Source organism: Streptomyces sp. NPDC043952 (genome assembly GCF_056435325.1).
The window spans coordinates 70,755-83,999 of record NZ_JBWKES010000027.1; the positions used below are offsets into that span (position 1 = coordinate 70,755).

9 protein-coding genes, 1 pseudogene and 2 riboswitches are annotated in these 13,245 nt (G+C 70.9%); of the genes and pseudogenes, 2 read left to right on the forward strand and 8 right to left on the reverse strand.

Features of this window, described 5'->3' with window-relative positions; all coding sequences use genetic code 11:
* Positions 1–2: 2 nt before the first annotated feature.
* From AC069R_RS25715 to AC069R_RS25740, 6 genes are all read right to left on the reverse strand, one after another.
* Positions 3–1,526: a CoA-acylating methylmalonate-semialdehyde dehydrogenase gene (locus AC069R_RS25715; RefSeq protein WP_478769179.1), complete on the reverse strand. Its 1,524-nt coding sequence runs from the start codon at positions 1,524–1,526 to the stop codon at positions 3–5.
* Positions 1,527–1,752: 226 nt separating this feature from the next.
* Positions 1,753–1,926: riboswitch (cobalamin riboswitch) on the reverse strand.
* Between the two features lie 61 nt (positions 1,927–1,987).
* Positions 1,988–2,812 carry an ECF transporter S component gene (locus AC069R_RS25720; RefSeq protein ID WP_478769180.1) on the reverse strand — a complete coding sequence of 275 codons (825 nt, stop codon included), beginning with the start codon at positions 2,810–2,812 and terminating at the stop codon, positions 1,988–1,990.
* A complete protein-coding gene (locus tag AC069R_RS25725) occupies positions 2,809–4,455 on the reverse strand; it encodes an ABC transporter ATP-binding protein (protein WP_478769181.1) in 1,647 nt (548 codons plus the stop codon). The genes AC069R_RS25720 and AC069R_RS25725 overlap by 4 nt, the downstream gene beginning before the upstream one ends.
* Positions 4,452–5,588 (reverse strand): energy-coupling factor transporter transmembrane component T, encoded by a 1,137-nt coding sequence (locus AC069R_RS25730; protein ID WP_478769188.1) that lies wholly within the window; start codon positions 5,586–5,588, stop codon positions 4,452–4,454. The genes AC069R_RS25725 and AC069R_RS25730 overlap by 4 nt, the downstream gene beginning before the upstream one ends.
* A gap of 20 nt (positions 5,589–5,608) precedes the next feature.
* A complete protein-coding gene (locus tag AC069R_RS25735) occupies positions 5,609–6,514 on the reverse strand; it encodes a hypothetical protein (protein WP_478769182.1) in 906 nt (301 codons plus the stop codon).
* Entirely contained in the window at positions 6,511–9,219 is a 2,709-nt protein-coding gene (locus AC069R_RS25740; protein WP_478769183.1) for a prenyltransferase/squalene oxidase repeat-containing protein, read from the reverse strand. The genes AC069R_RS25735 and AC069R_RS25740 overlap by 4 nt, the downstream gene beginning before the upstream one ends.
* A gap of 354 nt (positions 9,220–9,573) precedes the next feature.
* Positions 9,574–9,707: riboswitch (cobalamin riboswitch) on the forward strand.
* A gap of 102 nt (positions 9,708–9,809) precedes the next feature.
* Here AC069R_RS25740 and AC069R_RS25745 point away from each other — a divergent pair.
* Both AC069R_RS25745 and AC069R_RS25750 read left to right on the forward strand, forming a co-directional pair.
* Complete coding sequence (locus AC069R_RS25745) at positions 9,810–11,222, forward strand: prenyltransferase/squalene oxidase repeat-containing protein (protein WP_478769184.1); 1,413 nt, start codon at positions 9,810–9,812, stop codon at positions 11,220–11,222.
* A 40-nt stretch (positions 11,223–11,262) separates the two neighbouring features.
* Positions 11,263–12,186, forward strand: coding sequence for a cobalamin-binding protein (locus AC069R_RS25750; protein WP_478769185.1), 924 nt, complete (start codon positions 11,263–11,265; stop codon positions 12,184–12,186).
* A 10-nt stretch (positions 12,187–12,196) separates the two neighbouring features.
* On the opposite strand, the gene AC069R_RS25755 is transcribed toward AC069R_RS25750, so the two are convergent.
* Both AC069R_RS25755 and AC069R_RS25760 read right to left on the reverse strand, forming a co-directional pair.
* The gene (locus tag AC069R_RS25755) at positions 12,197–12,685 is read right to left on the reverse strand and encodes a DUF4430 domain-containing protein (protein WP_478769186.1); all 489 of its coding nucleotides are present in this window, start codon (positions 12,683–12,685) and stop codon (positions 12,197–12,199) included.
* Positions 12,686–12,842: 157 nt separating this feature from the next.
* Positions 12,843–13,097: pseudogene (locus AC069R_RS25760) on the reverse strand (transposase); the annotation flags it as partial.
* Positions 13,098–13,245: the final 148 nt, after the last annotated feature.

Consider the following 13,245-nt stretch of genomic DNA (forward strand, 5'->3'; position numbering starts at 1 on the left):
ACTCAGCCCATCGTGGGGATCGTGAAGCTCGCGCCCTCGCGCAGCCCGGCCGGCCAGCGGGAGGTGACGGTCTTGGCGCGGGTGTAGAAGCGGATCGCGTCCGGGCCGTGCTGGTTCAGGTCGCCGAAACCGGAGCGCTTCCAGCCGCCGAAGGTGTGGTAGGCGACCGGTACCGGGATGGGCACGTTGACGCCGACCATGCCGGTGTTCACGCGCCGGGTGAAGTCACGGGCGGTGTCTCCGTCACGGGTGAAGATCGCGACGCCGTTGCCGTAGATGTGCTCGCTGGGCAGGCGCAGGGCCTCCTCGTAGTCGGCGGCGCGCACGACCGACAGGACGGGACCGAAGATCTCCTCCTGGTAGATGCGCATGGCGGGGGTGACCCGGTCGAACAGCGACGCCCCGGCGAAGAATCCGTTCTCGTGGCCGGGGAGCACGAAGTCCCGGCCGTCCATGACGAGTTCGGCGCCCTCCTGGACACCGAGGTCGACGTAGTCGCGGACCCTCTCGACGGCGTCCCTGCCGACCAGCGGCCCGAAGTCGGCCTCGGGGTCGTCGCTGCGGCTGATCCGCAGCGCGCCGATGCGCTCCTTCAGCCGGGCGACCAGTGCGTCGGCGGTGTCCTCGCCCACGGGCACGGCCACGGAGATGGCCATGCAGCGCTCACCCGCCGAGCCGTACCCGGCGCCAATCAGAGCGTCGACGGCCTGGTCGAGGTCGGCGTCCGGCATCACGATCATGTGGTTCTTGGCGCCGCCGAAGCACTGAGCACGTTTGCCGTGGGCCGCGGCGGTGGCGTAGACGTGCGCGGCGATCGGTGTGGAACCGACGAAGCCGAGGGCGGCGACGCGGGGGTCTTCGAGGAGGGTGTCGACCGATTCCCTCGCGCCGTTGACGACGTTGAGGACGCCGGCGGGCAGACCAGCCTCCAGGAACAGTTCCGCCAGCCGGAGCGGAACGGAGGGGGCGCGCTCGGAAGGCTTGAGAATGAAGGCGTTGCCGCAGGCCAGCGCGGGCGCGGCCTTCCAGAGGGGAATCATCGCCGGGAAGTTGAACGGAGTGATCCCGGCGACGACTCCGAGCGGGGCGCGCAGGGAGTGGACGTCGATGCCGGTGCCCGCGTTGTCGGTGAACTCACCCTTGAGCAGGTGCGGGATGCCGGCGGCGAACTCCACAACCTCCAGCCCGCGTTGGATGTCACCGTGGGCGTCGGCGATGGTCTTTCCGTGCTCGGACGACAGCAGTCGGGCGAGCGCGTCCTTCTGCTGCTCGACGAGGTACAGGAAGCGCAGCAGGACGCGGGCGCGGCGCTGCGGGTTCCAGGCGCCCCACTCGTGCTGCGCGTCGGCGGCGACGGCGATCGCCGCCTCGGTCTCGGCCCGGTTCGCCAGGGGCACGCGGGCCTGGACCTGGCCGGTGTTGGGGTCGTACACGTCGCCGTAGGACCCCGAGGTTCCCGGGGTGTGCTTGCCACCGATGAAGTGGGTCAACTCACGTACGTCGATGGGGTCGTTCGGACGGATCATGGGGCCTGCTCTCGTCAGGTGAGGGTGATCCGGGATGGCGCGCCGAACCGGCACACGTGGACACGGTGGCGTGCACAGGTGTGCGGGGGCAGCGCGAGTACGCGTATGGCGGGTGAACCGTCAGGCGGTGACGACAGGAATGCGGCGTGAGTGACGCCGGCGGCCAAGTCCGCCGGGATCGTGAATACGCACCGGTGCCATGCGTGTCAGCTCCATCCTCGTGGACAACACGGAACATCCCACGGCCGGTATCCTGACTCCCGGATCAGCGCGCGCCGTCCGCCTTCCCGACATCCAGCTCGTCAGTGGCGTCCTGCTCGACGGCGTGCTCCCCGGTCACAGTGGCGGGACCGTGCCGGAATCACACCGGCTTCCCTGCACCGCGGGCCTACCCCTCGAATATATAGTTGGACGTCCTAGTAAATCCACCCCCGTCGACCGCGTTCTCGCGGCGCTCCAGGTCAGAGCTGCTCGGATTCGGCCTTTCGGGAGGCCGCGAAGCGCACGGGCGCACTGAAGCGGGCCTTGCGGGCGGCGCGCCGGAAGGTGGTCAGCACGGCGGGCCCGGCCAGCAGCACGCACACGAAGTTCGTGACAGCCCGCCCGGTGTCCCAGCCCAGCGAGGTGGCCAGGTCGAAGGCGACATAGCGGTGCCACTGGTCCGTGAAGGGCAGGCCCGGCAGGTAGGCGATCGAACTGTTGGGGTCCAGGGAGAAGGGCCAGAAGGAGAGGTTGAGTAGGAAGCCGAAGAGGTAGCCGGACAGCGAGCCGTAGACGGCCAGGATCAGCACCTCACGCCGGCCGCTCGCTCGCGGGAGGAATCCGGCGAGCATCCCCACGAAGGCGCAGCCGAACATCTGGTACGGCATCCATGGCCCCACTCCCCCGGTGATCAGCGCTGAGGCGAACAGCGAGGTGCAGCCGAGCACGAACCCGAAGCCGGGGCCGTAGACCCGTCCGGCCAGGACCAGGACGAAGAAGACGGTCTCGATGCCGGCCGTTCCGGCGCCGAGCGGGCGCAGGGCCGCGTTGACGGCGGAGAGCACACCGAGCATGGCGAGTGCCTTGGAGTCGATGCCGCCCTCGGCGATCTCCGAGAGCACTACGCACAGGACGAGGACCAGCAGGACACCGAAGATCAGCGGGGGCGCGTAGTTGGAGCCGAACTTGCGCGGCGCGACCACGAACGGCCAGAAGAAGGCGACGAGCCCGAGGAAGGCGGCCAGCCCCATGATCACACCGGCGCGCGGCGTCAAGTGGATGGCGGTGCCGATACGCGTGCTCATGGACGTGCTTCCTCGTCGCGGTCCACGGTGAGTGCCTTTGCCACCTGGTGGACCGTCAGGTACGGCAGCGGGGAGAGGATCTTCGCCGTCTGCGGGGCGAAGGTCGGTGAGGAGACGATGACCTCCGTGGTCGGACCGTCGGCGACGACATCGCCCTCGGCCATGACCACGACGCGGTCGGCGGCCCGGGCGACGAATTCGACGTCGTGCGTGGAGATGACGACCGTCCGACCCTCCGCCGCGAGGGCGTCCACGATGCCGATCAGTGCCGTCTTGGCCCGGTAGTCCAGCCCCCGGGTCGGTTCGTCCAGCAGGACGACCCGCGGCGCGGCCGACAGCTGGATGGCGAGGACCAGCGCGAGCTTCTGCCCCTCGGAGAGGTCTCGTGGATGGGCGGCGTCGTCGATACCGGGCGCGAGCCGGTCCAGGAGTGCGCGCGCCTGCAACTCGGTGCCCGACTCGGCGTCGGCCTGGTCGAGTTCCTGTTTGACACTCTCCAGGTAGAGCAGGTCGGCCGGGGTCTGCGGGACCAGCCCGACGAGCTGACGGGCCTGAGTGGGCGGCATCGAGTGGGGGTCGGTCCCGCCGGTGCTGCCGGTCACCCGCACGCTTCCCGCCCTGCGCGGTCCGGAGCCCTGCAGGGCCCACAGGAGGGAGGATTTGCCGGAGCCGTTGCGGCCCATCAGTGCCGTGACGTCGCCCGCGTGCAGGTCGAGGTCCACTTCGCGCACGGCGGCGACGCCCCGGTAGGTGACCGTGATGCCGCGCGCGGTCAGCAGCCGCACTCGTTCGCCCTGTGGCGGCGACGCCCGCACGGGTACGGGCGGGCGGTCCGCCAGCGTGGCCCGCAGTGGTGCGGCGGCGCGGCGGGCGTCCCGTACGGACAGCGGCAGCGGTGACCACTTGGCGGTGCGGCCGAGTTCCACTATCGGTGGTGCGATGGAGGACGTCTGCAGGATCTCGGCGGGTGTGCCGATCCGGGCGTGGCCGTCGCCGGGCAGGTGGATGACCCGGTCTGCGTACTGGACGACGCGTTCGAGGCGGTGTTCGGCCATCAGGACGGTGACGCCGAGGTCGTGGACGAGCCGGGTCACGGCGGCGAGGACCTCCTCGGCCGCGGTCGGGTCGAGGGCGGAGGTGGGCTCGTCCAGGACCAGGACGCGCGGGTGGGCGGTCAGGACCGAGCCGATGGCGACCCGCTGCTGCTGACCGCCGGACAGCTCGTGCAGGGCACGGTGACGCAGATCGGCGAGGCCGAGCAGGTCCAGGGTCTCCTCCACACGCTTGCGCATTGTGGCGGCAGGCACGGCCAACTGCTCCATGGCATAGGCCAGTTCCTCCTCGACCGTGTCGGTGACGAAGCCGTCGATCGGGTCCTGGCCGACCACGCCGACGACGTCGGCGAGTTCACGCGGGGGGTTGGCGGCGGTGTCGCGGCCGTCCACGGTGACGCGGCCGAACAGCGTGCCGCCGGTGAAGTGCGGCACCAGTCCGTTGACGGCCCCGAGGAGCGTGGACTTGCCGACACCCGTGTGCCCGACGACGAGGCAGAGTTCGCCCTCCTCCACCGTGAGGTCGACATCGCGCAGGGCGGGCTCGGCCGCGTCCTCATACTGGACGGTGACCTGGTCGAAGGTGATCACGGTGTTCCGGCTCTCTGGGCGGGGCTGGGCGGAGGGGCGAGGAAACCGGCCGTTCCGGCGAGGAGGATCGCGGCGGTCGGGACCAGGGGAAGGCTCGGCCAGGTCAGCGGGTAGTAGGTGGGGTTGAGCTGGGCCGGGTCGTAGCCGAGGTTGCTGAAGAGCAGGACGACGGACAGCACCCCGCTGCCGGCGACGGCCCACTCGGGCAGGCTCCAGGGGTCGGGGCGGTAGACGGTGCGGGTGACCCGCCGGCCGCCGAGTCGCAGGCCCGCGACGCACAGGACGGCTCCGGCGGCCATCGCTGGCAGCCCGAGGAGTGCCGGCGCGGTGGCGTCGAGGAGCCCGTACGCCCCCGCGCACAGGCCGCACATGCCCAGCAGCATCAGTGCACCGGTGATGCGGCGGGAGCGGCGGGTGGCAGTGCCCGCCCGGCCGTATCCGCGCGAGTCCATGGCGGCGGCCAGCCGCAGGGAGCGTTCGAGGGCATCCTCCAAGACGGGCACCACGATGCCGCGCAACGCCTTCATTCCTCGCGTGCGTGCCGCCCGCAGCTTCTTCGCGCGGGCCACGCGTTGCACGCTCTGCACGAGTTGCGGCGCCACACTGATCGCGACGGTGACCGCCACTCCGAGTTCGTACAGGGCTCCGGGCAGCACTCGCAGGGCACGCTTGGGGTTGGCGAGGGTGTTGGCGGCGCCGATGCAGCACATCATGCAGGCCAGCCTCAGCCCGTCGGTGGCCGAGGACAGCAGTGCCTCCAGCGACACCGGACCGCCGATCTTGATGCCCGCGTACCAGTCGGGGGTGGGGATGTGCGGCAGGGAGAAGAGGAAGTGGTCATGCGGCGTGATGCCGGTGGCGAAGACGGCGCGGAAGACGACGCGGATCGTCACGACCGTCAGGGCGAGGTAGAGGTAGTACTTGAAGCCTCGCGCCCACGGTGCTTCGGTGCGCCGGGCCGTGACGACGTAGCCGAGGACGGCAAGTACCAGGAACAGCAGCAGCGGGTTGTCGGTACGGCTGACGGCGGTGGCCAGGGCGAGGGCCCACACCCACCAGGCCACGGGATGCAGCGTGCGGGGGAGGCGCCGGCCGCCGCCGTCGGGCACCGCGGCGACCGGCGACGCCTCCATGGTCGTACGGGCCACCGGCGTCACTCGGTACGTCGACGCCGGTACGCCACGTACCCGGCGGCGCCGCCGATCAGGACCACGAGGCCGGCGCCGGTGGCGACGGGTACGAGCGAGCCGGAGTCGTGCTTGGCATCGGCGGCGGGCTCGGCGTCGATCACCCGGGTGCCCGCGCCGGTGCTCGACGCGGTGGGCGACGGGCTGGTGGGGGTGGCCGTGGGCGACGGTGTCGGGCTCGGGGACTTGCTGGGCTTCGGCTTCTTCGATTTGTGTGACGGCACCGGGGAAGGTGCCTTCGGCTGCCGCTCGGGAGCCGGGCCGGTGTCCACGTCCGGCGGCAGCGACGGCGCCTTGTGGGTGGACTGGGGCTTTCCCGCGTCGCCCTGTGGCTTGGTGTTGTGAGCGCGCAGCTGGTCCGGGGTGATCTTCGGGCGGCCTTCGGTGCCCTGGATGTTGGTGCCGCCGAAGATCCACAGGTCGACGCTGCCGGGTCTGGGCTTGTACAGCATCGCGCCCAGCTGGCTGTAGCTCCAGTCCCGGGCTCCCGGGTCGGCGTGCCAGTACGACCAGTAGGCGGAGGCCGGCGGGGTGAGCACGCAGTCGTCCTGGGTGGGCGTCGGGTACTGCCTGCCGCTCTTGTAGCCGCTGTAGCCGATGCGGCAGATGAACGCCGGGCCGTCGTGACCGGTGCCGGTGGTCCTCCAGCCGCCCTGGTTGAGCAGCTCGTAGCCTGTCGTCGGTGTCGTGCCGCAGGAACGCAGGATCGGGCCGCCCCAGTGACTGAAGTCGACGGCGAGGACGACGCCGGAGGTGGTGGTGCAGCGGCCCATGGGCTGCGGGTCGGCGGAGGCCGGGGTGCCGGTCGCCGCGACCGCCGCGCTCGTCAGGCCGAGCGCGGCGAGCATGCGCAGGAGACGGGCGCCTTTCATCGTCCGCTCCCTGTGGGCGTGCGACGGCGGGCGACGATCACCGTGCGCCAGCCGGCGAGCACCAGCACGACGGCGATCGCGGCGAGGGCGCCGGCCTGGGCACCGGTGGAAGCGAGGACTCCGCCCCCGCCACCTCCGTCCGTGGTCGCCCCGCCGTCGCCGCCGCCGGACTGACCCGTGGTCACGATGTCCGGAGCACTGCTGCTGGGGCTCGGCGTGGGCTGCGGGGCCGTGCCGGTCAGGCTGCGCTCCAGCTTGCCGAAGGAGATGCCGGTGGCGCCGCCGACGGCCTGGGTGGACGCGCGCAGGTCGGAGCCGCGCTGACCTCCCTTCGCGACGTTGAAGCCACCGTCGGCGTTCTGCTGGGAGGCGAGGAACTTACGCGCCTTGGTGATCTTCGCCGCGTACTTGCCGGCGTCCAGGGACAGCGCCTGCACGGCGAGGGCGGCGGAGTTCACCGAGTCGCCCGCGGCGCCCGGGAAGCCGCCGTCGCTCAGCTGCTCGGACGCGATCCAGGCCAGCGCCTTGTCGACGGCCTTGTCGGCCTTGGTGCCGCCCGCCAGGTCGAGCGTCATGGCGGCGATGGCGGTGGAGTCCACGTCGGAGTCCTGCGTGGACGGGATCAGGCTCGGCCAGGCGCCGCTGGGCTGCTGGAGGCTCTCCAGGTAGGCGATCGACTGCTTGGCCGCCGCCTTCTCACCCGCTCGCAGCTGCGCCATCACGGCCAGGGACTGGGCGAAGACGGAAGGTGCGTACCGGTAGGCGCCCTTGGCGGCGCAGGAACGGTCGGGGGCCGTGCTCGGCTTGGTGCAGACGGCCTTCGCGAGCGCGGCGATGAGGTCGTGCCCCGCGAAGTGGCGGGGGTCGCGGTGGACGGCCTCGGCGAGCAGCGCGGTCTTGCCGATGGAGCCGCCCGCCGCGTACGGCGTGCCGATGCCGGTCCAGTCGTCGACCGTGCGGCCCTCGCCGTCCTTGCCGCGATGGTCGAGGAAGTCGACGATGCCGCGCAGCTTGGCGTTGTTCAGGCCGGTGGCGGCGAGAGCGTAGGCGCCGTCGATGGTGAGTCCGAAGTCCGCCCGGGCCGAGCCGCCACCGGCGGTGTAGTACTGGCCCTGCTTGAGGTTGGCCGCCTTGGTGAGGTAGGCGACGCCCTTCTTCAGATCCGGTCCCGTGCCCGGAGCGGGGGCGCTCGGTGAGCCGGTGGGCTTGGTCGGCGGCGTGGACGGAGGCACGGGCTTCTTCGTCGTGAGGGTGACCAGGTTTGTGCCCGCACCGGCGAGGACGGCCGGCGGAGTGGCGTAGACGGCCGGGTCGGTGTCGCTCTCCTCGAAGCCGAAGCCGCCGTCCTTGAGCTGGTGCCGGGACAGCCAGCCGGTGGCCGCGTCCGCGCGCCGGGTGTCACCGAGGGCGCGGAGGGCCTGTGCGGCGTACGCGGTCGCGGTGACGCTGCCGGTGGTGGAGCCCGTGTAGCCGGGGAAGGCACCGTCCGCTCGCTGTGCCTTGGTCAGGTAGGTGCGGGCACTGGTCACTGCGGCGTCGTGACCGCCGGCCTTGTGCAGCACCAGGACGACGAGGCCGGTGGTGGCGGGGTCCCCGTCGCAGTACTCGCCGGGGCGGATGAGGATGCTGGTGATACCGCCGTCCTTGCACTGGAGCTGCGTGAGGCGGTCGACGGTCGTGTCCGGGGGCGTCACTCCGGCGCGCAGCAGGGCCAGTACGGACAGGGCCTGGCCCTCGGTGTACGACGCGGACCGGAAGTCTCCCTTGGCGGTGCAGCCCGGGGTCGCGTCACCGGATTCGGGGCCCGCCGCGCACACGTTCTTCGTGAGGACGTCGATGAGGTCTCGCCCGCCGAAGGCACGCGGATCGCGTTCGGTGACCTCGGCGAGGAGCGCGAGGCGGGCAACGGCGGTGGCGTCCGGCGCCTGGTCGGCGCCGCTCGGGTAGCCGAAGTCACCGACGTGGACGGCGAGGAATTCGGTGACCTTGTCGAGCGCGGCGCTCTTGCCGTCCACTGCGGCGAGCGCGTAGGCGGTGTCGGCGGTCAGCGAGTAGTTCGGTGTGGTGGCGCCGTCGTCGACGATGCGTTCGCCGTCGATCAGGCGGCCCTTGAGCCAGGTTGCGGCGGCTTTCAGGTCGACCTTGCCAGGGGCGCCGGTGGGTGTGCCGCCCGGGTCGGGTGTGTGGGTTTCGCCGGCGCGTACGTCGTCGGGGGTGAAGGTGGGCTCGCCCGTCGTGCCCCCGACGTCCGTGCCGCCGTAGACCCAGGCGTCGACGTCGCCGTCCTTGAGTTTGCGGTCCATGGCGCCGTACTGACTGTAGGTCCATTCGTCCTGGCCGGGTGACGCGGTCCAGTACGACCAGTACGCCGTGGCCTGCGGGGTCAGGACGCAGGCTTCCTTGTCCGGGGTCGGGTACTGCGTACCGGAGTTGAAGGCGCCGTAGCCGATGCGGCAGATGAAGGCGGGGCCGTCGTGCTGGGTGCCGGTGGTGGTGAATCCGGCGTCGTGCAGCAGGTCGTAGCCGGTGGTGGGCGTGGTGTCGCAGCCGCGCTCGACCTTGCCGCCGAACGGCCCGAAGTCGACGGCTACCACGGCGCCCTTGGTCGCGGTGCAGTCACCGACGCCGTCCGCTGCGGCGGGTGTCGTCGTGAGGAAGGTCACGCAGGCGGCCAGCAGGACGAACAGGGCCGACGCGAGCGACACCACCCGTCGTGGGCCCGCGTCCGCGGTCCCGATTCTTCGCTTCCCCGTTCCCACCACGGCCCCCTCGCGCCTGCCGGAGCGGACGCGGACGTGGCAGAGGGCCTCCGTCGGACGGGAGGTCCCCGGCAGCCGGAGGCTGGTCGCACCACGCCGTAGTCCACGACGGCGTCTGTTGCTGATGAACACGCTCCAGGCATTCCGGCTCGCCCGGCGGTACCGGGCCTACGGTTGCGGGTCAGCGCCGGACTTCGACCGGCTTTCCCTGGAACTCCTTGCGTATCAGCGGGATTTGAGCACACGTCACAGAAACCGTCAAGACCGCCCCTGGACCGGCCCGGGTGAGCGGTGGCGGCCTGAATGCGGGTCGGGTACCGTCCCGGACTGCCGAGTGGGGGAACCCGGTGGGAGTCCGGGGCTGACGCGCAGCGGTGTGGGACGGCAGGGGCCGACCCGAGCCCGAATGCCCAAGCGGTGAAGCACTGTTGGAAGCCGGTCCACGCGTTCCGGACGGCGGCCACACCCGCTGCTCCGCAGGCCACCGTCGGCCCGGCACCGGGTCCGGCCGGCGTCCTCCATCCAAGGAGCAGGCCATGCCCCGTTCGCTGTCCTACCGTCGCCCCGCCCTCACCGCTGCCGCCGCACTCGGCGCGTTCGCGCTCACCACACTGCCCGCGGCGGCGACCTCCACGCCGGCGCAGATCGCCACGTCGAAGACGAACGGCGTCGCCTACCTCAAGTCGCTCCAGGCGGCGGACGGTTCGTACGCCGGCTCCGGACTGTCCAACGAGTGGGCGTTCAGCGCGCTCGCCTCGGCCGGGACCGCCGCTGTGGACGTGACGCCCGGCGGCGACACGAGCAAGAACGCGAGAACCGTCTACCGCAACCTGCTCTCGACCGCCGGCTGGCCGTCCGCCTCCCCCGTGGTCACCGACTACGAGCGCGCCACGCTGAACGCCTACGCCGCCGGCATCGACCCCTCCCGCGTGTCCGCCTCCCGCAACCTGATCGCCGACATCTACGGCTACTGGCAGACCTCCGAGCCCGGCTACTTCGGCCCTTCGTCGAACTTCAACGGCACCGTGTTCGCCGCTCTCGCCCTGAACGGCGCCAAGACGCAGTCGGGACAGGCCCGCATTCCGCAGGCACTGCGTGACGCCGTCGTGACCCGCCTCCGGGCCAACCAGCACAACGACGGCGGCTGGAACTACAGCAAGGCCGAAGGCAACCCCAGTCAGCTCTCCGCAGCGAGCGACATCGACATGACCGGGGCGGCGATGGCCGCCCTGTGTGTGTCGGGCGTACCGAACACCGACACGGACATCGTGCAGGCCAAGGCGTTCCTGAGGAGCAAGCTGGTGCCGAACAGCGGTGCCTTCAACGCCATGTTCGGCGTCAACACCGACTCCAACGGATGGGCTGTGTCCGGTCTGAACGCCTGCGGCATCGACCCGCAGACCGGCGACTTCCGCACCTCCATGGGCAAGACGCCGGTGGACTTCCTGATCGCCCAGCAGTTCAACCCGGGTGGCGGATTCAAGTACCTGCCCTCCGACACCTCACCGACGGCGTACTCGTCGATCGACGGGCTGCGGTCCGTGGCCGGCGGCGGCTTCACGGCCGCCCCGCCGGTTCCCACGACGCCGGGTGCGCCCCAGTGGGTGAGCCAGTCCTCCCTCACCTCCGGTACGGCCACGAAGCTGGGGCTCACCGTGGACGACGGCGCGGGCAACCTGAAGGTGTGCTCCGTCGCGCTCACGCCGACCGGCTCGACCACCACGCTGGGCGCCGTCCTCGACGCGGCCACGAGCGCCGCCACGCCGTCCGGCTGCGTCACGAGCGTCACCCCGTCCTCCGGCACCGGCACCATCACCGCCGTCAACGGCAAGGCCAACAGCGGATCCAACACGTGGAAGGTCAGCATCGACGGCTCCGCGTTCACCTCCGCCACGCGAAGCACGGTTGTCGGCGTCGGTGACACGATCGCGGTGCGCTGGGGCGCCTGACGGCAGCCCTGTCGGGCGCGGCGGGACCTAGAGTCGGGGTATGCGCATCGTCTCCCTGCTGCCCGCCGCGACCGACATCGTCGCCGAGCTCGGACTTGCGGACCAGCTGGTCGGCCGCACCCACGAGTGCGACTGGCCACCGCGCGAGGTGGCATCGGTACCCGTGGTGACCGGAGCAGACCTGGATCAGGACGCGCTCACCAGCAGGGAGATCTCAGACGCCGTCGGCGGCTCGGCGCACTCGGGCTCGTCGCTGTACACGCTCGGCACAGAGGCGCTCGCGGCTCTGCGCCCCGACGTGATCCTCACGCAGGACCTGTGTGATGTGTGCGCCGTGTCGTACGAGAAGGTCAGCCGGGCGGTGCGGCTGCTGGACGCCGACACCCGGGTCCTCAGCCTGGAGCCCCGCACCCTCGACGACGTGCTGGACTGCCTGGTCACCGTGGGTGAGCTGCTCGGCGTGCGGGAGTGCGCGGAGCGGAAGCGCGCGGCCCTGCTGGGCCGTCTGGACCGGGTCCGCGGGGCGGTCGCGGGACGCGCCCAGCCCCGGGTGGTGGCGATCGAGTGGCTCGACCCATTGTGGCCCGCCGGGCACTGGGTGCCCGAGCAGATCACGGCCGCCGGAGGCGAACCTCTCCTCGCCGTGCCCGGCGAGCACACCAAGCCCATGACCTGGGAGGCGGCGCGCGCCGCACAGCCGGATGTGATCCTGGTCCTGCCGTGCGGCTTTCCCCCGGAACGTACTTTGCGGGAAGCGGAGTTGCTCACGAATCTGCCGGGCTGGTCGGACCTGCCTGCCGTTCGGTCCGGCCGTGTGTGGGTCCTGGACGGCCCCGCCTACTTCAACCGCCCAGGACCACGGGTGGTGCGCGGGGCCGAGGTACTCGCCCATGTCCTGCACGACGTACGGACCGGAGAGCCGGTCACACCGGCCGAGGCACGTCCGCACCCCGGCCGGTGCTGACGGGCAGGGGTCAGAACGCCGTCCAGGTGAACGCCACCTTGTCCCCGGCGTTCAGCTTGAACTGGCAGCCGCCCACCGGGGTGGACGTGCCGTTGACCGAGATGTTCCAGTAGGCGCTGCCGCCACCGCTCACCTTTTTGATGGTGTCGACCGAGTAGTCGTCGAACGACGCGTACCAGGTGCCGTCCCAGGCGAAGTGCCGCTTACGCGCGGCATCGTCGAGAGCCGCCGTCGGGGTCGGTACGGCGGAGGGGTTGGCGCCGCCGTTGGTGCCGTCGCATCTGTGCGTGCCACCCGTGATCGTCGTGACCTCATGACCACGGGTTCTGATCTTCCCCTTGAACAGCAACCCGTCCGGCCCCTGTACGGTCAGGGTCACCTTGACGGGAGCGTTCGTCCCCGGCGTGCTCTGGGCGTGAGCGACCGCCGGTGCGGAGGCGAGGGCGAGTCCGAGAGCGGTCGCGACGATCACGGTGCGGCGTGCGGATGTACGGTGCAAGGCTCGAGCCTTCCTGGTGGGGGCGGCCCGCAGCCCATCGCCGTACGAGCGGAGCCGGCACCTGCGAAGGTGGGTCCATCGCCGTGGTGTACGACAGCTGGACGCACCGGACCGGGGCGACCCGAACGAGGCTTTCGGCTCCGCGCTGCAGACCATGGCGCACGTCGTCGAGGACCTCATCGGCGTCCCACTCGATCCGGTTCAGCATCCGGTGGATGCGGTCCGGGCCGGCGTGGCCGGCTTCCTCCGCCAGCGTCCAGCCGTTCTTCCGTTGCAGGGGTGCGATCAGGCCCCGCATATAAGCCAGTGCCGACTCCCGCGGCTTTGACCTGCTGAACCGGTGCACGAACCGCTCATGCACTGCGTCCAGTTCACCCGCCCACAACCTGACACCAGCAAGGTCCCCACCCATGACCACACCAACGACCGACCTGGCCATCAGTCACAGCAAACACCGTTGCAGTACTAGGCGGTGTCTTCAAATGATCATTGCTGGTAGATCATGGTGTCGTGATACGTCGCCATGAACTGTCGGATGCCGAGTGGGAGTTCGTCCGGCC

Coding starts and splice junctions, on each gene's coding strand:
- AC069R_RS25715 (WP_478769179.1), bottom strand. CDS start 1,526: ATGATCCGTCCGAACGACCCCATCGACGTACGTGAGTTGACCCACTTC.
- AC069R_RS25720 (WP_478769180.1), bottom strand. CDS start 2,812: ATGAGCACGCGTATCGGCACCGCCATCCACTTGACGCCGCGCGCCGGT.
- AC069R_RS25730 (WP_478769188.1), bottom strand. CDS start 5,588: ATGGAGGCGTCGCCGGTCGCCGCGGTGCCCGACGGCGGCGGCCGGCGC.
- AC069R_RS25735 (WP_478769182.1), bottom strand. CDS start 6,514: ATGAAAGGCGCCCGTCTCCTGCGCATGCTCGCCGCGCTCGGCCTGACG.
- AC069R_RS25745 (WP_478769184.1), top strand. CDS start 9,810: ATGCCCCGTTCGCTGTCCTACCGTCGCCCCGCCCTCACCGCTGCCGCC.
- AC069R_RS25750 (WP_478769185.1), top strand. CDS start 11,263: ATGCGCATCGTCTCCCTGCTGCCCGCCGCGACCGACATCGTCGCCGAG.